At 72.9% G+C, this 20,738-nt stretch carries 16 protein-coding genes; 8 read left to right on the plus strand and 8 right to left on the minus strand.

What is annotated here, in order from left to right; all coding sequences use genetic code 11:
* Positions 1-60: 60 nt before the first annotated feature.
* Together QQX10_RS02500 and QQX10_RS02505 are read left to right on the plus strand one after the other, a co-directional pair.
* Positions 61-438, plus strand: a complete 378-nt coding sequence (locus QQX10_RS02500) for a DUF4870 domain-containing protein (RefSeq protein WP_301120311.1) — start codon at positions 61-63, stop codon at positions 436-438.
* Between the two features lie 83 nt (positions 439-521).
* A complete protein-coding gene (locus QQX10_RS02505; protein ID WP_301120309.1) occupies positions 522-977 on the plus strand; it encodes a DUF4870 domain-containing protein in 456 nt (151 codons plus the stop codon).
* 73 nt (positions 978-1,050) lie between these two features.
* Here QQX10_RS02505 and QQX10_RS02510 read toward each other — a convergent pair whose 3' ends face one another.
* The 3 genes from QQX10_RS02510 to lepA all read right to left on the minus strand — a co-directional run bounded on the left by QQX10_RS02510 (position 1,051) and on the right by lepA (position 6,284).
* Positions 1,051-3,069: an acyltransferase family protein gene (locus QQX10_RS02510; RefSeq protein ID WP_301120307.1), complete on the minus strand. Its 2,019-nt coding sequence runs from the start codon at positions 3,067-3,069 to the stop codon at positions 1,051-1,053.
* Between the two features lie 133 nt (positions 3,070-3,202).
* Positions 3,203-4,390 carry a radical SAM family heme chaperone HemW gene (gene hemW / locus QQX10_RS02515; RefSeq protein ID WP_301120305.1) on the minus strand — a complete coding sequence of 396 codons (1,188 nt, stop codon included), beginning with the start codon at positions 4,388-4,390 and terminating at the stop codon, positions 3,203-3,205.
* A gap of 40 nt (positions 4,391-4,430) precedes the next feature.
* A complete protein-coding gene (gene lepA / locus QQX10_RS02520; RefSeq protein WP_301120303.1) occupies positions 4,431-6,284 on the minus strand; it encodes a translation elongation factor 4 in 1,854 nt (617 codons plus the stop codon).
* A 160-nt stretch (positions 6,285-6,444) separates the two neighbouring features.
* Between lepA and QQX10_RS02525 the strand changes: the two genes are divergently transcribed.
* The 4 genes from QQX10_RS02525 to QQX10_RS02540 all read left to right on the plus strand — a co-directional run bounded on the left by QQX10_RS02525 (position 6,445) and on the right by QQX10_RS02540 (position 9,806).
* Complete coding sequence (locus QQX10_RS02525) at positions 6,445-8,145, plus strand: putative bifunctional diguanylate cyclase/phosphodiesterase (RefSeq protein ID WP_301120301.1); 1,701 nt, start codon at positions 6,445-6,447, stop codon at positions 8,143-8,145.
* The gene (locus QQX10_RS02530; RefSeq protein WP_301120299.1) at positions 8,142-8,666 is read left to right on the plus strand and encodes a type II toxin-antitoxin system PemK/MazF family toxin; all 525 of its coding nucleotides are present in this window, start codon (positions 8,142-8,144) and stop codon (positions 8,664-8,666) included. The genes QQX10_RS02525 and QQX10_RS02530 overlap by 4 nt, the downstream gene beginning before the upstream one ends.
* Before the next feature lie 75 nt (positions 8,667-8,741).
* Positions 8,742-9,002 carry a 30S ribosomal protein S20 gene (gene rpsT, locus QQX10_RS02535; protein WP_062299184.1) on the plus strand — a complete coding sequence of 87 codons (261 nt, stop codon included), beginning with the start codon at positions 8,742-8,744 and terminating at the stop codon, positions 9,000-9,002.
* Positions 9,003-9,125: 123 nt separating this feature from the next.
* Positions 9,126-9,806 carry an EAL and HDOD domain-containing protein gene (locus QQX10_RS02540; protein WP_301120294.1) on the plus strand — a complete coding sequence of 227 codons (681 nt, stop codon included), beginning with the start codon at positions 9,126-9,128 and terminating at the stop codon, positions 9,804-9,806.
* Between the two features lie 21 nt (positions 9,807-9,827).
* On the opposite strand, the gene holA is transcribed toward QQX10_RS02540, so the two are convergent.
* The 5 genes from holA to leuS all read right to left on the minus strand — a co-directional run bounded on the left by holA (position 9,828) and on the right by leuS (position 17,325).
* On the minus strand, positions 9,828-10,817 hold the full coding sequence (gene holA, locus QQX10_RS02545; RefSeq protein WP_301120292.1) for a DNA polymerase III subunit delta: 990 nt from the start codon (positions 10,815-10,817) through the stop codon (positions 9,828-9,830).
* Positions 10,818-10,822: 5 nt separating this feature from the next.
* A complete protein-coding gene (locus tag QQX10_RS02550; RefSeq protein ID WP_301120290.1) occupies positions 10,823-13,147 on the minus strand; it encodes a ComEC/Rec2 family competence protein in 2,325 nt (774 codons plus the stop codon).
* Entirely contained in the window at positions 13,144-13,824 is a 681-nt protein-coding gene (locus tag QQX10_RS02555) for a ComEA family DNA-binding protein (RefSeq protein WP_301120288.1), read from the minus strand. Before QQX10_RS02555 ends, QQX10_RS02550 begins: the two co-directional genes overlap by 4 nt.
* Positions 13,825-13,959: 135 nt before the next feature.
* The gene (locus tag QQX10_RS02560) at positions 13,960-14,820 is read right to left on the minus strand and encodes a DegV family protein (RefSeq protein WP_301120286.1); all 861 of its coding nucleotides are present in this window, start codon (positions 14,818-14,820) and stop codon (positions 13,960-13,962) included.
* 3 nt (positions 14,821-14,823) lie between these two features.
* Positions 14,824-17,325, minus strand: a complete 2,502-nt coding sequence (gene leuS / locus QQX10_RS02565; RefSeq protein WP_301120284.1) for a leucine--tRNA ligase — start codon at positions 17,323-17,325, stop codon at positions 14,824-14,826.
* Between the two features lie 218 nt (positions 17,326-17,543).
* On the opposite strand from leuS, the gene QQX10_RS02570 reads away from it, so the two are divergent.
* Both QQX10_RS02570 and QQX10_RS02575 read left to right on the plus strand, forming a co-directional pair.
* Positions 17,544-18,935: an S-layer homology domain-containing protein gene (locus QQX10_RS02570; protein WP_301120282.1), complete on the plus strand. Its 1,392-nt coding sequence runs from the start codon at positions 17,544-17,546 to the stop codon at positions 18,933-18,935.
* Between the two features lie 80 nt (positions 18,936-19,015).
* The gene (locus QQX10_RS02575; RefSeq protein WP_301120280.1) at positions 19,016-20,722 is read left to right on the plus strand and encodes an S-layer homology domain-containing protein; all 1,707 of its coding nucleotides are present in this window, start codon (positions 19,016-19,018) and stop codon (positions 20,720-20,722) included.
* Positions 20,723-20,738 lie beyond the last annotated feature (16 nt).

The following is a 20,738-nucleotide window of genomic DNA, read 5'->3' on the forward strand; positions in this document are numbered from 1 at the left end:
CGTACGGGCGGCTTCTGTGTAGATTGCGAGCGTCCGTTCCGCACTCACCTTGGAGGAACCATGACCGACTACCCGCCGCCGCCTCAGGCGCCTCAGCCGCCCGCCGCGCAGCCCCTGTCCGAGTCCGACGAGAAGCTCTGGTCGATCATCGCGCACGTCGGCGTGATCCTGTTCGGGATCATCCCGCCGCTGGTGGTCTGGCTGGTCTTCCGCGACCGGTCCGCGTTCGTGAACGAGGAGGCCAAGGAGGCGCTGAACTGGTCGATCCTCGCGACCATCGGGTACGTCGTCGGCTTCATCACCACGTTCCTGCTCATCGGCTTCCTGATCCTCGCCGTGGTCGGCATCGCCGTGCTCGTCTTCGGCATCATGGCCGCCGTCAAGGTCAGCTCGGGTGAGCACTACCGCTATCCGCTCAACTGGCGCATCGTGAAGTAGGGGTCGCACCCCGACGAAGATCAGGGCCCCGCTCCCCCTCCGGGTGGATGCGGGGCCCTGGCGTCTGTTGGGACGCTGGGAGCATGAACGACACCGACCAGACCCCGGGCTCCCCGCAGCCCGAGCCCGCGCCCGCCGCGGGCGCCGTCCCTCCCTACGCCGCCCCGGCCCCGATGCTCGAGCGCGACGCCCGCACCATGGCCATGCTGGTGCACATCATCGCCGCCGCGGCGATGGTCCTCTCGGCCGGCACGCTCGCCTTCCTGGTGCCGCTGGTGATGTGGCTCGTGTACCGCGAGCGCAGCGCCCTGATCGACCACCACGGCCGGCTCAACCTGAACCTCCAGCTCACCATGCTCGCCGTGATCGTGGGCGGCGTGATCCTCGGGCTCGTGACCATCGGGCTCGGCTTCATCGTCACCATCCCGCTCATGATCGTCTACGGCATCTACGCGCTGGTGATGTCGATCATCGCGGGAGTCCAGGCGAACAACGGCGAGTACTCGCGGATCCCGCTGGTGATCCCGTTCGTGCGCTGACGTCCGCCGCTCGGTGCCCCGCCCCCGCTCGGGTGGCGGGGCACCGTCGCGTCCCGGTCCCGACTCGGGTGGCTCAGAGCGCGGCGGCGCGCTCGAGCGCGTCCTCGATGACGCTCACGAAGAGCTCGACGCCGTCGGCGCGCGGGTGGATGCCGTCCGGACCCAGGACCGATGTGTCCCGCGCGACGGCCGCGTTCCAGTCCGCAAGCACCACCGTGGGGTGCGCCTCCGCCGCGGCGCGCAGGTCCGCCACAGCGCCGGGGATCCATGACCGGTCGCCGTACGGCGTGACGAGCACGACCGGCCGTTCGCCGGCCGCCGCGAGGAGCCGCTCGAGGTTCTCCGCGCCGACCCTCCCGTTGGTGCCCAGCGCCACCACGAGGTAGTCGCGGAGCCGGTCCTCACCCGCGAGCCGCGCGACCTGGTCGACGCCCGTGGCGAACTGCTTGCCCACCTCCGCGGTGATGCGGATGCCGGGCAGCGCCTCCGCGAGCGCTCCCGCCGACCCGACCGTGACCGAGTCGCCGATCACCTGGACGCGGGCGCCGTCCGGCACCTCCACGACGGGGGCCGGCGTGGGGGACGATGCGCCGCTCGCGGGAGACGATGCGCCGCTCGAGGGGGACGGGGCGGCAACGGCCGTCGCCGCGGCGGACGGCGTGGTCGCCGGCGCCGCGGACGCTGAGGTCTCCGCCGCCACCTTCGCGCCCTCGTCGAGCTGCGTCTCGAGGGTGGTCTGCTCGGGTGCCTCGGCGACGGCTGACGCGGCGAGCGCGAGGACCGCCGCCACCGTGCCGCCGAACACGGCGGCGCGGCGCCTGCGCGCGGCCTGGAGGCTCGACCGGTCGTGCTCGACGGGGTAGAGCCAGTCGACGAGCCCGCGGAGCGCGGCGCGGAACCCGCGCCTGCGCACGGGCACCTCGAGCCAGCGGTAGCAGGCGGCCGAGACGGCGACGGTGATGACGCTCGCGAGCACGAGCGTCGGCCACGTGGCGTCGCGGAGGCGACCGCCGTCGATGCCGGTCGCCAGGATCACGAAGACCGGCCAGTGCCAGAGGTAGATGCCGTACGAACGCTCGCCGATCCACCGCAGCGGGCCGGCGTCGAGGGCACGTCCGGTCGCCGGCACCGTGACGAGCGCGACGATCACGGCGGCGGTCGCGACCGAGGCGAGCAGCAGCCCGCCGCGGTACGGCAGCGCCGTGTCCCACGGCATCAGCGCCGCGAGGGCGGCGATCGCCAGCGCCCCGCCGAACCCGGCCGCGAGCGCCGGCCGGCGACCGGGCCACCACGCCGGCCGCGTGCCCTGCCGGCTCGCGTTCCACCAGAACGCCAGCGCCGCGCCGATCATGAGGCCGAACGCGTGGGTGTCCGTGCCCACGTAGACGCGCGTCGGATCGCTGCCGAGGTCGAGGAGCAGCGCCATCGCGCCCGCCGACCCGAGCGCCAGGGCCGCCGCGCCGTAGGCCGCCTTGCGCACGGCGAGACCGGCACCGATCACGCCGACCACGACCAGCGGCCACACCAGGTAGAACTGCTCCTCGACCGCGAGCGACCACAGGTTGCCGAACAGGTGCGGCGAGCTGGCGGCGGCGTAGCTCTGCTCCGTGAGCACCGTCAGCCAGTTGCTGGTGAAGGTGGCGGCGGCGGCGATCTGCGCCCCGACGCCCACGAGCAGATCGCTCCACAGCGACCCCTGCGCGGAGGCGCCTCCGATGCGATCGATCCCGAGAGCGACCGCCACCGCCGCGACGCACACGACCACGACGGCGGCGAGCGCCGGCAGCAGCCGGCGGGCACGATGACGCCAGAACCTGCGCAGCGAGACGCCGCCGGTCGCGTCGCGCTCCGCCAGGAGGATGGTCGTGATGAGGAAGCCCGAGAGGACGAAGAAGACGTCGACGCCGAGGTAGCCGCCCGGCAGCGGCACCGGTGCGAAGTGGTACAGGACCACCAGCAGCACGGCGATCGCGCGCAGGCCGTCGAGACCCGCGATCCGCCCCGTCCGGGCGATGCGGGTCTCCGAGGTGCGCGGCAGGTCCCGCGTGGCCGGCTGACTGGTGATGCGATCCCCGGCGGCCCGGGCGGCCACCGCTCCTTCCCTGGCGGTCAGGATAGGCAGGAGCGCGGCGCGTCCCGGGGAGGCTGGCGAACCGCGACGTCCCGTCGGCGAGTCGTTCCGGACAAATCGCCCCCACGCATGGTGGCGGCGGCGTCCGCCCCGCTCAGAAGGCGAGCGCGCGGACGGCGAGGTCCGCGAGGAGGCGCCCGCGGCGGGTCAGCCGGAGGGTGCCGGCGACGGCCGCCGCGCCGTCGAGCAGGCCGTCGGCGACGAGCCGCGCGACGGCCTCCGGACGGTCGGCGACCTCGGCGGCGTCGACCCCCTCGGACAGGCGCAGCCGCAGCATCACCCTCTCGAGGCGGAGGTCGTCCGCGCCCAGCTCCTCGCCGTCGGCCTCGGGGCTCTCGCCCGCGCCCAGCCTGGCGGCGTACGCCCGCGGGTGCTTGACGTTCCACCAGCGCCTCGCCGGGACCTCCGCCCCGTCGGCGCCGATGCGCGGACCCAGGTAGGAGTGCGCGCCCGGGCCGACGCCCCACCAGTCCTGGCTGCGCCAGTACGCGACGTTGTGGCGGCACCGCTGGTCCGGGCTCCGGGCCCAGTTCGAGACCTCGTACCAGGCGTAGCCCGCCCGCGACAGCAGCGTGTCGGCGAGCTCGTACATCTCGGCCTGGGTGTCGGGGTCCGTCGGCTGGACCTCGCCGCGGCGCAGCTGCCCGCCCATACGGGTGCCCGGCTCGATGACCAGCGCGTACGCGCTCACGTGGTCGGGCTCGAGCGCGATCGCCGCCTCGAGGCTCGCGCGCCAGTCGGACAGGCTCTCCCCCGGGGTGCCGTAGATGAGGTCGAGGCTGACGGCCAGCCCCGCCTCGCGGGCCATCGCCACCGCCCGCGCGACGTTCGCGGGGTTGTGGGTGCGGTCGAGCGTCGCCAGCACGTGCGGCACGGCGGACTGCATGCCGAGGCTCACCCGCGTGAACCCGGCGCGCGCGAGCGCCTGCAGGGACTCCCGCGACACCGAGTCGGGGTTCGCCTCGGTGGTCACCTCCGCGTCGGCGGCCAGCCCCCAGGTGCCGCGCACCGCCTCGAGCAGCGTGGTGAGCGCGGCGGAGTCGAGCATCGTCGGGGTGCCGCCGCCGAAGAACACCGTGCGAACCGTGCGGTCGTCGCCCTGCATCGTCCGGCGGGCCAGCGCCATCTCCTCGAGCGCCGCCTCGACGTAGCCCTCTCGGGTGGCACCCTCGACCTCACCCGGGGCGTACGTGTTGAAGTCGCAGTAGCCGCAGCGGACGGCGCAGAACGGGACGTGGATGTAGATGCCGAGGTCCCGGCGCGCGCCGACGAGGGTGGTCACACGGCCAGACTAGGGTCTACCAGCGCCGAGGCGCCCGCCGTCACTTCTTCTTGCCCTTGTCGGAGCCGTCGTCGGCGGTCGACAGCGCCGCGATGAACGCCTCCGGGGGCACCTCGACCGAGCCGATGTTCTTCATCCGCTTCTTGCCCGCCTTCTGCTTCTCGAGCAGCTTGCGCTTGCGCGAGATGTCACCGCCGTAGCACTTGGCGAGCACATCCTTGCGGATCGCACGGATGGTCTCGCGCGCGATCACGCGGGAGCCGATCGCGGCCTGGATCGGGATCTCGAACTGCTGGCGGTCGATGAGGCCCTTGAGCTTGCCCACCATCATGACGCCGTAGCTGTACGCCTTGTCCTTGTGGACCACGGCGGAGAACGCGTCGACCTGCTCGCCCTGGAGCAGGATGTCCACCTTCACCAGATCGGCGGACTGGTCGCCGGCGGGCTCGTAGTCGAGCGACCCGTAGCCGCGCGTGCGCGACTTCAACTGGTCGAAGAAGTCGAAGACCACCTCGGCGAGCGGCAGGGTGTAGTGCATCTCCACCCGCGTCTCGCTCAGGTAGTTCATGGTGCCCATGATCCCGCGGCGCTCCTGGCACAGCTCCATCACGGTGCCGATGAACTCGCTCGGCACCAGGATCGACGCCTTCACCACGGGCTCGCGCACCTGGGCGATCTTGCCGCCGGGGAACTCGGACGGGTTGGTGACGACGTGGACCTTGCCGTCCTCCATCTCGACCTCGTAGACCACGTTGGGCGCGGTCGAGATGAGGTCGAGCCCGAACTCCCGCTCGAGGCGGTCGCGGACGATCTCGAGGTGGAGCAGCCCCAGGTACCCGCAGCGGAAGCCGAAGCCGAGCGCCACGGAGCTCTCCGGCTCGTAGACCAGCGAGGCGTCGTTGAGCTGGAGCTTGTCGAGCGCGTCGCGCAGCACGGGGAAGTCGGAGCCGTCCACCGGGAACAGGCCGGAGTACACCATCGGCCTCGGGTCGCGGTAGCCGCCGAGCGACTGCTGGGCGCGACGGCCCGCGAGGGTGACGGTGTCGCCCACCTTGGACTGGCGCACGTCCTTCACGCCGGTGATGAGGTAGCCCACCTCGCCCACGCCCAGGCCCTTGGTGGGGATCGGCTCGGGGCTGATGACCCCGATCTCGAGCAGGTCGTGGGTCGCGAGCGTCGACATCATCGCGATCTTCTCGCGCGGCTTGAGCGAGCCGTCGACCACGCGCACGTAGGTCACCACGCCGCGGTAGGTGTCGTAGACCGAGTCGAAGATCATCGCGCGGGTCGGCGCCTCGGCGTCGCCGACCGGCGCCGGGATGTCGCGGACCACGCGGTCGAGCAGCTCGGGCACGCCCGCGCCGGTCTTGCCCGACACCCGCAGCACGTCGTCGACGTCGCAGCCGATCAGCTGCGCGAGCTCGGCGGCGTAGCGCTCGGGGTCGGCGGACGGCAGGTCGATCTTGTTCAGCACCGGGATGATCGTGAGGTCGTTCTCCATCGCCAGGTACAGGTTCGCCAGGGTCTGCGCCTCGATGCCCTGGGCGGCGTCGACCAGCAGGATCGCGCCCTCGCACGCCGCGAGCGAGCGCGACACCTCGTAGGTGAAGTCGACGTGCCCCGGGGTGTCGATCATGTTGAGCGCGTAGGGCTCGCCCTCGACCTCCCACGGCATGCGGACGGCCTGCGACTTGATGGTGATGCCGCGCTCTCGCTCGATGTCCATGCGGTCGAGGTACTGCGCCTTCATCTGCCGCGGCTCGACCACGCCCGTGAGCTGCAGCATGCGGTCCGCGAGGGTCGACTTGCCGTGGTCGATGTGCGCGATGATGCAAAAGTTGCGGATGAGCGCCGGCGTCGTCGAGGCAGGCTCGATGCGGGGGTCTCCAGACACGGTGATGGTGTTCCTCGGCTCGGACGGTGGGCGGACAAGACCTCCATGGTCCCACGAACTGCGGGCCGAGCGCCGCCCCGGGATTCATGTGACGCACATCACTGCCGATACATAGGGGCGGAGGGGGCGTCACCGTGGCGCCACGGCAGAGAGGGATGTCATGTCCGAGACCCCGCTGTACGGACCCGTCTTCGACGGCTCGCCCATCGGCGTGGCCGTGCTGGGCGCCGACGGCGCCATCATCGAGGCCAACCCCGCCTTCGCGCGCCTCCTCGGGCGCTCGCCCATGAGCCTGCGGACCTACCGGCTGCGGGACCTCACGCATCCCGACGACGTCTCCCGCGACGAGGAGCTGCTCGCTCAGCTCGCCGACGGCGGGCTCCCCTACTTCCAGGCGCAGACGCGGCTGGTGCACCGCACCGGCGACGCCGTGTGGACCCGGCTGTCGGTCTCACCGGTCGCCGAGCCCGGCGGTCCCGCGCGGTTCGTCGCGCACATCGAGGACGTCACCGAGGTCCGCCGTGCCAAGGACCTGCTCGAGCGTCGCGCGCTCTACGACCACCTCACGGGCCTCGCGAACCGCACCCTGCTGCTCGAGCAGCTCGGCGCCGCGCTCGAGTTGCGTGGCGGCGACACCACGACCGTGGCGTGCATCTTCCTCGACGTGGACCACTTCAAGCTGGTGAACGACTCGCTCGGGCACGAGGCAGGCGACACCCTGCTCCAGGAGATCGCCCGCCGGATCCGGGTCGCGGTCCGCCCGGGCGACCTGGTCGCCCGGTTCGGCGGCGACGAGTTCGTGGTGGTGCTCGAGGCGGCCGCCAGCGTCGCCGCCGCCGAGGCGCTGGTCACCGTGATCGCGGCCGAGGTGCAGGCGCCGGTGGTGGTCTCCGGCCACGAGGTGGTGCCGACCGTGAGCGCGGGCCTCGCCTTCGCCGAGCCGGGCGTCACGCCCGAGACCCTGGTGCGCAACGCCGACACGGCGATGCACGCGGCGAAGCGCCGCGGCCGGGCGCGGGTCGAGGTGTTCTCCCCCGACCTGCGCCATCACGCCCTCACCAAGCTGTCGATCGAGTCGGAGCTGCGCACCGCGATCCGCGAGGGCGAGCTCGTGGTGCACTACCAGCCGATCGTCCGGCTCGACACCCGCGAGACCGTGGCGTTCGAGGCGCTCGTGCGCTGGCAGCACCCGAACCGAGGGCTGCTCATGCCCGAGGAGTTCATCGAGGTCTGCGAGGAGGCGAACCTCGTGGTGCCCCTGGGCGCCTTCGTCATCATGGAGACGTGCGAGCTGCTCGCCGCCCACCCGGAGTTCCCCGGACGGATCTACGTCAACGTCTCGACGCGTCAGATCGGCTCCGCCGACCTGACGCGCGTGGTGATGCACGCGCTCGAGACCACCGGCGTCGACCCGTCCCGGCTCGGGCTCGAGATCACCGAGTCCGGGATGCTCATCGCCACCCAGGCCGCGCGCACGGACCTCGACGGCCTGACCCGGCTCGGCGTCGACCTGGTGATCGACGACTTCGGGACCGGCTACTCGTCGCTGAGCTCCGTGCTGCTCAACCCCGTGGCGGGGCTCAAGCTGGCCCGCGAGTTCACGCTCCGGCTCGGCGACCGCTCGACCGGCGATCGCATCTCGGGGACCGTCGCCCAGCTCACGTCGAACCTCGACCTCTACGGCGTGATCGAGGGGATCGAGTCCGAGGCGCAGCGGGCGATGGCGATCGAGCACGGGTGGACCCACGGCCAGGGCTTCCTCTTCGGGCACGGTGTGCCCGCGGAGCGACTGGCGTTCTCCCCCGACGGCCACGTGTCCCTCACCGACGACGAGCACGGCACGATACCGTCGGCCGGGTGAGCCGCACCTCCTGGACCGACCTGCTCCGGCGCATCGTCGCCGCGATCCGCACCACACCGGCGCCGGGGAGGCGCGCCGGGGCGCAGACCCCTGCGGCGCGTGCCGCACGCACCGCGGCCTACCCCGGCGACTTCACCGGTCGACCGCGCGTCGCGTACCGACCGCAGCTCGACGGCGATCCCGACCCCGGCGAGGTCGTGTGGACCTGGGTCCCGTTCGAGGAGGACCACGCGCAGGGCAAGGATCGCCCCGTCCTCCTGATCGGGCACGACGGCCCGTGGCTGCTCGCGCTCATGCTGTCGAGCAAGGACCATGACGCCGACGCCCGCGACGAGGCGCGCTGGGGCCGGTACTGGATGGACATCGGGTCGGGTCCATGGGACAGTCGGGGGCGCCCGAGCGAGGTCCGGCTCGACCGGATCATCCGGGTCGACCCTGGGGCCGTGCGGCGCGAGGGCGCGGTGCTCGATCGCGCGACCTTCGATCGGGTCGCGGACTCGCTCAAGAGGCACCATCCCTGATATGATTTCCGTTCGTGTGTGAGCGCCTGCTCGCGCTCCACCCCGAAACTTTCCCAGAAACGCAGAAGGAACGCTGTGGCAAACATCAAGTCGAAGATCAAGCGCATCGGCACCAACGAGAAGGCGCGCCTGCGCAACGTCGCCGTCAAGTCCGAGCTGAAGACCAACGTCCGCAAGGTGCGCGAGGCCATCGCCGCCGGCGACAAGGCCTCCGCCGAGACCGCCCTTAAGACCGCCTCCGTCAAGCTCGACAAGGCCGTGTCGAAGGGCGTCATCCACAAGAACCAGGCCGCGAACCGCAAGTCCGCGCTGGCGAAGCAGGTCGCCGCGCTCTGACGGTTCGAGCACCCGACGCCCCGATGCGCCCCTGGCGCGCCGGGGCGTTCGTGCGTTCGGGCTGAGGAGCATCGTCCGAGGCAGATGCTTTCATCCTCGACTTTCGTGGACTAGTGTCAAGGTGTGACCTCCCCCCACGGTCTCCGCCTCTGGCACCCCCCGCACCTGCCGCGCCACGGCACCGGCAGCGCGATCGGCCGCCAGCCGATCGTCACGGCCGGCCGCGCCGTCCGCGGCTACGAGCTGCTCTACCGAGCCCCCGGCCACGACGGGCTTCCCGTCGACCGGTGGCCGGCACGGTTCCAGGACCGCGCGACGGAGCACGTGATCGCGTTCGACGCCCGGGACGGGCGCGCCGTCGCGGCACCGCACCCGTCCTTCATCAACTTCTCGCGCTCCTACCTGCTGAACGAGCCCGGCACCATGGGATGCGATCCCGCGCGCGTGGTGATCGAGGTGGTCGAGTCGGCCCACGCCGACGCGACGCTCGTGCGCCGGCTGATGGCGCTCCGGGACCTGGGGTTCCGCCTCGCCCTCGACGACTTCGTCGGCACCGAGTCGCAGCTGACGCTGCTGGGGCTGGTCGACTTCGTCAAGATCGACGTGCGCGACCTCACCCGCCAAGGGACGCGCCTGGCCGACTCGGCACGCCTCCACGGCGCTACGCTGATCGCCGAGCGGGTCGAGGACCAGCCGATGCTCGAGCTGTGCGCGCGCTCGGGCTTCGACCTGTTCCAAGGGTTCCTGTTCGGCGAGGTCGAGGTCATCGAGCGTGCCGGCGTGGCCGACGAGGGGGCGGCGTAGCGCCCCGTCCCGACCGGGGCGTCAGCGCCCCGACGCGAGCGAGGCCACGGTGCGGACCGCCCGCTCGAGCGCGAAGCCGGGCGCGCGCGACGCCCCTTTGATCTCCGCGTCCGCCTGCGCCACGGCCTGGACGGCGAGCGCCAGGGACTCGGCGTCCCAGCGCTGCAGCTCGCGACGGGCCCGATCCACCTGCCACGGCTGGATCCCGAGGTCCTTGGTCGGGTCGAGGCGCCGTCCGCGCGCGGCGCCGACCTTGATCAGCGTGCGCAGCTTGCTCGCGAGCGCCGCGACCAGGGGCACGGGGTCGGTGCCGGTCGACAGGGCGTGACGCACGAGGGCGATCGCCTCACCGCCCTTGCCGGCGATGGCCGCGTCCGCGACGGCGAAGCCGGTGGCGTTGACCCGCGTGCCGTAGTAGCGGGCGACCACCTGCTCGTCGATCGGCCCCGACACGTCGCTGATCAGCTGGGCGCACGCCGCCGCGATCTCCGCGACGTCCGAGCCGATCGCGTCGACCAGCGCACGCACCGCGCGCGCGCCCGTGGGCCTGCCCGCGCGCTCGAACTCGCCGGCCGCGAAGTCGACCAGGTCCGCGTCCTTCTTGATCGCCGGGCACGTGTACTCGGGCGCGTTCCCCTTGCGCAGCGTGTCGAGCAGCTTCTTCCCCCGCACCCCGCCGCCGTGCAGCAGGACGACCACGCACTCGGGATCCGGTCCCGCCACGTACGCGAGCGAGTCCTGCAGGAAGTCGTCGCTCATCGCCTCGACCGCCTCGACGATCACGAGGCCCGGCTCGGCGAACAGGGAGGGGCTGGTGGCCGCCTGAAGCTGGCCTCGCGAGTACCCCGCGGCATCGAGCCGGGTGATCTCGATCTCCCCTCGCTTGCGCATCGCCGCGACGATGCGCTCGACCGCACGCGAGGCGAGCACCGCCTCGGGGCCGGACACCAGCACCACGGGAGCGGGCGCCGCACGATGCCACGTCGCCTCCACCGCCTGTCTCGCCGCCACGGGGACTAGCCTGCCACGCCGCTCGGACACGGCCGGACCAGCCCGACTCCCCCGCCGACCGGCGCGAGCAGGATGTCGCCGCAGAGGTCGGTGCGCAGCACCGGAGTGCCGGCGAGCAGCGCCAGGGTCGCGGGCGCGGGATGGCCATGGCGGTTGCCCTCCCCCGCGGAGATCACGGCGACGCGTGACGCGACCGCCGCGACGAGCCTCGGGTCCTGCACCGCCGAGCCATGGTGGGCGACCTTCAGCACGTCGACCGACAGCGCCGCGGAGGTGGTCGCGAGGCCCGACAGCAGCCGCGCCTGCCCGTCGAGCTCGAGGTCGCCCAGCGCGAGCGTGGCGAGCCCGCCCGCGCCGGAGGAGGCCTCGATCAGGGTCACGATGCTCGAGTCGTTGAGCGCGGTCCCATCGCGGCTCGCGGGCACGGGGCCCGCCTGCAGCACCGTCACGGCGACGCCGCCGAGCACGGTCCTCGTGCCGGCGTCCGGCGCCGGCCTCGCGTGTGCCGCGCCACGTGCGTCGGCCACCGTGGCGGCGCTCGCCCCGGGAGGGAGCCAGACGTCCCGCACCGCCACCCGCCTGGTCAGCTCCTCGACTCCGCCGACGTGGTCGTCGTGATCATGGGTGAGGATCAGGAGGTCCACCGCGCGCACGCCGAGCCGCCGCAGGCAGTCCCCCGACCCGTCGCCCGGCGGCCCCGCATCCACCATCACCACGGCGCCCCCGGCGCTCACCACCAGCGCGTCACCCTGGCCGACGTCGCAGGCGGCGACCATCCACCCGCGCGCGGCGCCTCCGAGCGCGGGCGGGAGCAGGCCGGGCGCCACGACCAGGGCGATCAGCCCGAGGTGCGCTCCGAGCGCCAGGCGCGGCGCGACGCCCGCGAGGGCAAGAGGCGCGGCGGCGACCAGCGCCAGCACGGCGCCGGCGACGCCGCCGGGCCATCGCAGGTCGCCTCCCGGGGCCGCGGCGAACGCCCGCGCGGCGAGCGCGATCGGCCATGCCGCCCAGGAGGCGAGCTGTGCACACGCGGCTGCCGCGACCGGAGCGGCCGGAGCAACCACGAGCGCGGCCAGGCCGGCGAGCGTGACCGGGGCGGCGAACGGCGCGGCGACAGCGTTGGCGGCGACCGCCCACGGGCCCACATCCGCACCGATCGACGCGAGCAGCGGGAGGCAGGCCGCCTGCGCGGCGACCGTCATCGCGATCGCGTGCGCCAGCCACCCGTGGAGCCGCCGCGACAGCGGCACGGCGAGCGCGGGCGCCACGACCCCGATCGCGAGGACCGCGGCCACGGACAGGGCGAAGCCCAGGTCCGAGGCGAGCCGGGGCGAGACCACCACCAGCACTGTGACCACGGCGGCGAGCGCGGGAACCGCCCGCGACGGGCGGCCGACGGCCAGCGCCGCGGCGGCGACCGCGGCGGTCCCGACCGCGCGCGCCACCGACCCGCCTCCGTCGACCACGGAGGCCAGCGCGAGGGCGCTGCCGACCACCGCCACGGCGATGACGGCGCGGGCCGCGCGTGCCCGCCGTGCGACGGCCACCACCGCGCCCGCCACGATGGCGAAGTGCGCGCCGGAGACCGCCGTCAGGTGGGCGAGGCCGCTCACCCGGAGCTCGGCGAGCTGCGCGGCCGGCACCGCGGCGTCGTCGCCCGTGACCATGCCGTGCACGAGCCCGCGGGTCGGCTGCGGGAGACCCGAGGCGGCGAGCGCGAAGCCGGACCGCGCCCGGATCACCGCGGCGGACCACCCCGCGGGCGGGTCCCGCGCGAGCACCACCGCGTCGCGCACCAGCGCGGCACGACGCGGCGTGGCGCCGGAGACGACCCTGCCGGCCACGACGAGGGTGTCGCCCACCGCGGCCTCCACCACCGCCTCGCCCGGCACGCCGCCCGCGGCGTCGTCGAGCGCCACGCCCACCGCGCCCGACGCGGCCGCCCGCGATCCCTCCGCCTCGCGACCCCACGACGCGGCGGAGAGCTCGACCCACGTCGAGCCCGCTCCTCCGCGCACCTCGAGGACGCGTCCCTCGAGGACGATGCGGTCGCCCACCGGCGCCCATGCGCGCGCATCGGCCGCGGCCACCGCCGTGGCCATGGCGGCAGATCCGGCGACCGCCGCCACGACCGCCGCCGCGGCGGCCGCGCGGGTGCGGCCGGCCGGCTCTCCCGGCCGCCGTCTCCGCAGACCCGCCGCGCCGATCACCAGGACGACGGCCAGGCCGACGATCGCCCACCGCCGGGGCGCGGGCCCCGCCACAGCGAGCAGCGAGCCCGACCAGGCCGCGACCGCGGCGGGCACCAGGCGCGCATCGTGGCCGTTCACCCGACGGTCGCGACGTCGGCGATGCCCGCGAGGATCGCGGGCCCGACCCCGGGCACCCGTCCCAGGTCCTCGACCGTCGTGAACGGCCCGTTGGCCTCCCGATCGGCGGTGATCCGCGCGGCCAGCACCGGGCCGACCCCCGGCAGCCCCTCGAGCGCGGCAGGGTCGGCACGGTTGAGATCGATCCTCCCGTCGGCGACCGCCTCACCCTCGACGGCGACCACGACGTGCTCGCCGTCCTGGACGGGCCGGGCGAGGTTCACGCTCGACTCGTCCGCCGCCGCCAGCATCCCGCCCGCGGCCTCGACCGCGTCCGCCACCCGTGCGCCTGCCGCGAGCTCGACGAGCCCGGGCGCGGCGACCGACCCGCTCACATGGACCAGCACCCGCGCGTCGGCGCCGGCGGAGGAGGACGGCACGAGCGCCGGCGAGGAGACCGAGGCGTCAGGGAGGGGGACGGCCCCGGGATCGCGCAGGCCCCACCACGCCACCGCGCCGACGAGCACGATCACGACGACGGCGGTGGCCGCGGCACGCGGCTCGATGCGCCAGCGGGCGCGACCGGCCGCCGCGCCGCGCGACTCGGGCTCGACCCCATGCGTGCGCGCGTAGGCACGCTGCGCCGCCTGCTCGAGCCCTCGTGCCCATCGCGCCTCGACGGCGTCCGCATCGTCCATGCGGCGACGCTAGGGCGGCGTCCCCGTCGCCGGGCCCTGCGGCACCCGACACGGGGATCGCTCGGTGCAGCGCGACGGCCGGGGACATCTCACCCGGTCGCGCGCGGCGCTCAGCCACGCCGCGCGAACGAGCGGTCAGCCGGGCGGCGCGTCGAGCGTCGCCAGCGGCGCCACCATCGCGGCCACCGTCCCCGGGCCGGTGTGCGCCGCGAGCACCGCGCTGACGGGTCCGTCGACCGCCAGATCCGCGGCCGAGCCGTCGACATCGAGCTCCCAGTGCGCACCCGCGTGCAGGACCGCGAGCCCCACCGGCGCCCCGAGGCCGCGCGCCGATGCGAGCGCCGCCCCGATCTCCTGGGCGATCGCCGACCTGGCGCGCGCGCCGGAGCGGGCTCGCGACCGCGGCGCGATCCGGCCGTCCTCCACCGCGAGCACCGGGCGGATCCCCAGCACCCTGCCGGCGGCGGCCACCGCGGGGCCGATGCGTCCCCCGCGGCGCAGATGGTCGAGGGTCTCGACGGTGAACAGGCAGGTCGACCGCTCGGCGGTCCACCTCGCGGCGGCGGCGACCTGGGCGAGCGTGCCGCCCGCGGATGACGCGCGAGCCGCGGCGATCGCCGCGAGCCCCTGCGCCATCGCCACCGTGCGCGAGTCGACGACCTCGACGGCGAGGCCGCCGGCGGTCGACGCCGCGACCGCCGAGGCGTAGGTCCCGGACAGCTCGGACGAGAGCGTCACGACCACCACGCCGCTCGCCCCGGCGGCCGCCTCGGAGCGGATGGCCTCCAGGAACGCCTCGGACGACGGCTGCGACGTGGTGACGTCGCACCCGGCCTCCAGGTGCGCGATCACCTGGTCAGGCGTGATGTCGACGCCCTCGAGGAAGGGCTCGCCGTCCACGATGATCTGCATCGGCACCACCCGGATGCCATGGCGTGCCGCGACCTCGGCGGGCAGCGAGGCCGCCGAGTCCGTGACGACGCCGATGCCAGCCATGGGTCAGGCCGTGACGATGTTGACCAGCTTGGGCGCGCGCACGATGACCGTGCGGATGCCCGCGTCGCCGATCGCCCGCACCGCGCCCGGTGCCGCGAGCGCGAGCTCACGGAGCTCGTCCTGGCTGATGCCCGGGGGAACCTCGAGGCGGTCCCTCACCTTGCCCATTACCTGGACGATGCAGGTGACGGTCTCCTCGACCAGCAGCGACTCGTCGACGGCCGGGTAGGTCGCCAGCGCCACGTCCTGGTGGCCGAGCATGCTCCACATGTCCTCGGCGCAGTACGGCGCGAAGAGGCTGAGGAGGATGGTGACCACCTCGGAGGCCTCGCGGACCGCCGGGTCCGCGGGCCCGGCGCCGCCGTCGATGGCCTTGCGGGTGGCGTTGACCAGCTCCATGACGCGCGCGACCACGACGTTGAACTTGAAGCCCTCGACCAGCTCCTGCGACTCGGCCAGGGTCCGGTGCGTGACGGCCCGCAGCGCGGCGTCCCCGCTCGCCGGGTCGACGCCCGGCTCGGAGGTCACATCGCGGGCGAGGCGCCACGCGCGGGCGAGGAACTTCGCGGACCCGGCCGGCGAGACGTCAGCCCAGTCGATGTCGTCCTCCGGCGGCCCGGCGAACGCCATGGTGAGGCGGATCGAGTCGACGCCGAACTCGTCGAGCTGCTCGGACAGGCGCACCAGGTTGCCGCGGGACTTCGACATCGCGGAGCCGTCCATCTGGACCATGCCCTGGTTGAGGAGCGCGGAGAAGGGCTCGCCGAAGTCGATCATCCCCATGTCCCTGAGCGCCTTGGTGAAGAAGCGCGCGTACAGCAGGTGGAGGATCGCGTGGGTCACACCGCCGACGTACTGGTCGATGGGCGCCCAGCGCTTCGCCTGGACCGGGTCGAACGGCCCGTCGGTCTTCTGGGGAGACAGGAACCGCAGGAAGTACCAGGACGAGTCGACGAAGGTGTCCATGGTGTCGGTGTCGCGCAGGGCGGCACCGCCGCAGGTCGGGCAGGTGGTGTTCACCCAGTCCGTGGCGGCCGCCAGCGGCGACTGCCCCTTGGGCTTGAGGTCGAGGCCCTCGGCCGGCGGCAGCGTCACGGGGAGCTGGTCGTCGGGGACCGGGACCTCGCCGCAGGTCTCGCAGTGGACGATCGGGATGGGCGTGCCCCAGTAGCGCTGGCGCGAGATGAGCCAGTCGCGCAGGCGGTAGTTCGTGGAGGCGTGGCCGGTGCCGGCCGCCTCGAGCTCGGCCGTGATCGCGGCGATCGCCTCAGCCTTCGCGAGGCCGTTCAGCGCCTCCGAGTTGACCAGCACGCCGTCGCCCGTCGCGGCGACGCCCGTCTCGACGGGGTCGCCGAACGGCTCGCCCGCATCGTCCCGGCAGTCGAGGACCACCCGGACCGGCAGGTCCATCGCGCGAGCGAAGTCGAGGTCGCGCTGGTCGTGAGCCGGCACCGCCATGATCGCGCCGTGACCGTAGTCCGCGAGGACGTAGTCCGATGCCCAGATGGGCAGGCGCTCGCCGTTGACCGGGTTGATGCCGTAGCGCTGCAGGAACACGCCGGTCTTCGGCCGGTCGGTGGAGAGGCGGTCGATCTCGTTCTCACCCTTGACGCGCTCGACGTACGCCGCGAACTCGGCCCGGGTCGCGTCGTCCGCGCCCTCGGCCAGCTCGGCCGCGAGGTCGGAGTCCGCCGCGACCACCATGAACGTCGCGCCGTACAGGGTGTCGGGGCGCGTCGTGTAGATGGCGATCGGCTCGTCGCGGCCCTCGATCGTGAACGACACGTCGGCTCCCGCGGAGCGGCCGATCCAGTTGCGCTGCATCGCGATCACCTTGGACGGCCACGAGCCGCGCAGGTTCTCCAGCTCGTCGAGCAGCTCGTCGGCGTACTCGGTGACCTTGAAGTACCACTGGGTGAGCTTCTTCTTGGTGACCGCGGTGTCGCATCGCTCGCACAGCCCGTTCACGACCTGCTCGTTCGCGAGCACCGTCTGGTCGTTCGGGCACCAGTTGACCTGGCTGGGCTTGCGGTAGGCGAGGCCGCGCTCGAACAGCCGCGTGAAGATCCACTGGTTCCAGCGGTAGTAGTCGGGACGATGCGTCATCAGGACGCGGTCCCAGTCGAAGGAGCACGCGTAGCGCTTCATCGACGCCTTCTGCTGCGCGATGTTGTCCTCGGTCCAGCCGGCGGGGTCGACCCCGCGCTTGATCGCCGCGTTCTCCGCGGGCAGGCCGAAGGAGTCCCAGCCGATGGGGTGGAGGACGTTGTAGCCCTTCTGCACCCAGTGGCGCGAGATCACGTCGCCGAGGGCGTAGGCCTCCGCGTGGCCCATGTGAAGGTCGCCCGAGGGGTACGGGAACATGTCCAGCACGTACTTGGTGGGACGCGCATCGTCCTCGCGGCCCGAGCGGAAGGGCTGGCGCTCCTCCCACACGGGGAGCCAGCGGTCCTCGATGGCGCGGAAGTCGTAGCGGTGCTCGTCGGTCTGGGGCGTCTCGGTCACCCCAGGATTCTAGCGAGCGCTCGGGACCCCTCGATATGACCCCGTCGGAGGCCTCCGGAGCGCCCGCGCCGCGTGACATTCCTCACACGTGTCGCACAGTTCGGGCCCGACGTGGCCAAAGTCACACCGTTATCGGCTTACATACCAGCCCCATTGTGCCGTTAATGGTGCCGGACAGATCGCCCAATCACTCTTCAACCGGGCGTGAAGGAGGCACCATGCAGCACACGTTCCGCACGCGTTCGACGCGGCTCCTGGCCGCCTTCGGCGCGCTCGCCCTCGCGGTGACCATCCCCGTGGCCACGGCGCCCGCGGCGCAGGCGCTCACCCCCTCGAGCCTCCTGCTGGACCTCACGAACGACTACCGGGCCTCGAAGGGCCTCTCGGCGCTGCACTGGAACACGGGCGCGGCCAAGGTGGCGCAGACGTGGAGCGAGAAGATGCTCGCCGAGGGTCGGATGTATCACAACCCGAACGTGTTCTCGCAGATCCCGTCGGGCTGGACGGGCGCGGCGGAGAACGTCGGCTTCGCGTGCGGCTACTCCTCCGCCGCCGCCGCGGCCAAGGCGATCATGAAGGCCTGGATCGCGTCGTCCGGGCACGAGAAGAACCTGCGTGGCTCGTACACCGACATCGGCATCGGCTTCGCCTGGGACTCGTCGACCCGATGCGCGTACACGACGCAGGACTTCGCCAAGTACTCCGGCACCCCGTCGACCTACTCGATCTTCGGCACCGTGAAGAACAGCTCCGGCGGCGCCGCCGCGAACGTGAAGGTGTACGCGCGCAAGGGCACGTCGACCTACACGGCCACCACCGACTCGACCGGCAGCTACTCGCTGACGGGGCTGCCCAAGGGCACCTACACCCTCCAGTTCTCCCCCGCGTCCACCTCGCAGCGGGGCGAGTTCTACACCGATGCCACGGCCAAGGCCTGCGCCTCCCGGATCTCGCTGTCCAAGGACAAGGTCGGGCTGACCACGAAGCTCTCGAGCTCGTCCGCGCCGACGGTCGACGGCGAGGTGCTGATCTGCGACATCGCGGCCGACAAGTCGTCGACGTACTACTCCGCCTTCGCCGACGAGATCCAGTGGCTGGCCGACGAGGGCGTGACCACCGGTTGGGACAACGGCTACGGCGCGAAGGTCTACAAGCCCCTGTCGAGCGTGACCCGCGAGGCGATGGCCGCCTTCATGTACCGCCTGGCGGGCTCCCCGAAGATCACCGGCTCCGACAACTTCGTCGACATCTCCGGCACCGCGTTCGAGGACGAGATCACCTGGCTCGCCGGCCAGGGCATCACCAACGGCTGGAGCAACGGCGACGGCACCGCGGACTTCCAGCCGAAGTCGAAGATCTCGCGCGAGGCGATGGCGGCGTTCCTCTACCGCTACGCGGGGTCCCCGTCGTACACCGCACCCTCGACCTCGCCCTTCGTCGATGTGAAGCCCTCCTCGATGTTCTACAAGGAGATCTGCTGGCTCGCCTCGACCGGGATCAGCACGGGCTGGAGCCTGTCGAACGGCAAGAAGGAGTACCGCCCGTCCTCGTCGATCACCCGTGACGCGATGGCCGCGTTCCTCAGCCGCTTCGACGCCAAGGGCCTCTGAGCATCGCGACCCGCCTCCGCCCGAGGCCGCGGTGACGCGATGCTGATCGACCGGCCTCGTGCCGCACGGGGAACGTGCCGATGACAAGGATGCGCCACGCGACCGCTGGCGCCGACCAGGAAGGGAGCTCCGCGAACGTGAAGCCGGCGCAGCCGCAGTGGCGATGGGTCCGCGCCTGGGCGCGGACCCTCACCGTGCTGGCGGCCTCCTGCGCGCTTCTGATCGGCACGTTGCCGAGCGGCGCCGAGGCCTCCGACGGACCTCTCGACCCGGATGCCGCCGCGAGCGCCTCCCCCGCGGCGGAGCCCCAGGCCTCGTCCACCCCCGCGCCCTCCGCCTCGACCGAGCCGGACATGGGCCTCACCTCGACACCGGAGCCGGCTGCGACCGCATCCCCGACGCCGTCGCCCGAGCCCTCCGCATCCGCCTCCCCTGATCCGACGGAGGCGCCGACCGAGGACGCCCCGGCCGAGCAGGTCGAGCCCGAGCCGGAGCCGGCCGACGACTCGCCGCTGGTCGGCGTGCTCTCCGCGACGTCCGCCGTGTTCACCGACGTGTCCGCGATCCAGGGCGCCACGACGTACTCCCAGTTCGCGACCGAGATCGCGTGGATGGCCGAGACCGGGATCTCGACGGGCTGGGTCACGGCCGACGGAAGCGCCCAGTACCGGCCGACGGAACCGGTCAGCCGCGACGCGATGGCCGCGTTCCTCAACCGCTTCGCCGGCTCCCCCGCGTTCGCTCAGCCGTCGGTGTCGCCGTTCGTGGACGTCCCCACCTCCCGGCAGTTCTACCGCGAGATCACCTGGCTGCGCTCGGCCGGCGTGTCGACGGGCTGGACGACGGCGACCGGCGTGGAGTACCGGCCGACGAAGTCCATCACGCGCGACGCGATGGCGGCGTTCCTGTACCGGCTCGCGGGCTCGCCCGACTTCACCTTCCCGACGACCTCGCCGTTCGTCGACGTCACGGCGAGCACGCCGTTCGCCAAGGAGATCGCGTGGCTCGCCTCGGCCGGCGTGACCACGGGCTGGTCGACGTCGAGCGGGGCGCAGTACCGGCCCCTCGCCTCGATCACCCGCGATGCGATGGCGGCGTACCTGTACCGGCTGGACGCGGCGGGGATCATCGACCTGTCGGCGGCGCTCGGGACCACGCTGCGGCACACCACGGTGTACGTGTACGTGGCCACGACGCTGAACCTCCGCACCGGTCCGGCGACGACATTCGACGTCGCGCGACAGGTCGCGGAGGGGACCGCCCTCGTGCCGACCGGCACCACCCAGGACGGATGGATCCAGGTCACCGTGGACGGCGAGCTGCTGTGGGCCTCGAGCTACTACCTCGTGGGCCGTCAGGGCGCCGCGGTCACGCGGATCACCTCCCTGTACGAGAACGGCCGGCTTCCCGAGGAGGAGCTGTGCACGCTGTCCTGGGACGCCGTGGAGTCGCTCGAGTGCGACGCGGCCTTCGACCTGGAGATGCTCAACATCGAGTTCAGGAACCAGTTCGGGTTCGACCTGCCGCTCAACGACTCCTACCGCGACTACGACACGCAGGTCCTGTTCAAGGCCGTGTACGGCGATCTCGCGGCCAAGCCCGGCACCTCCAACCACGGGTGGGGCATGGCGATCGACGTGTCGACCTCGCGGCTCCCCGGCGGCACGGGCGGCGCGGCGTACGCCTGGCTCACCCAGCACGTCGGCGTCTACAACTGGGTCCTGCCGGCGTGGGCGCGCCCGACGGGGACCAAGCCCGAGGCCTGGCACTTCGAGTACACCGGCTGACGGGGCCGGATCGCCC

This window comes from Demequina lignilytica (genome assembly GCF_030418305.1).
GTDB classification, from domain to species: Bacteria; Actinomycetota; Actinomycetes; order Actinomycetales; family Demequinaceae; genus Demequina; species Demequina lignilytica.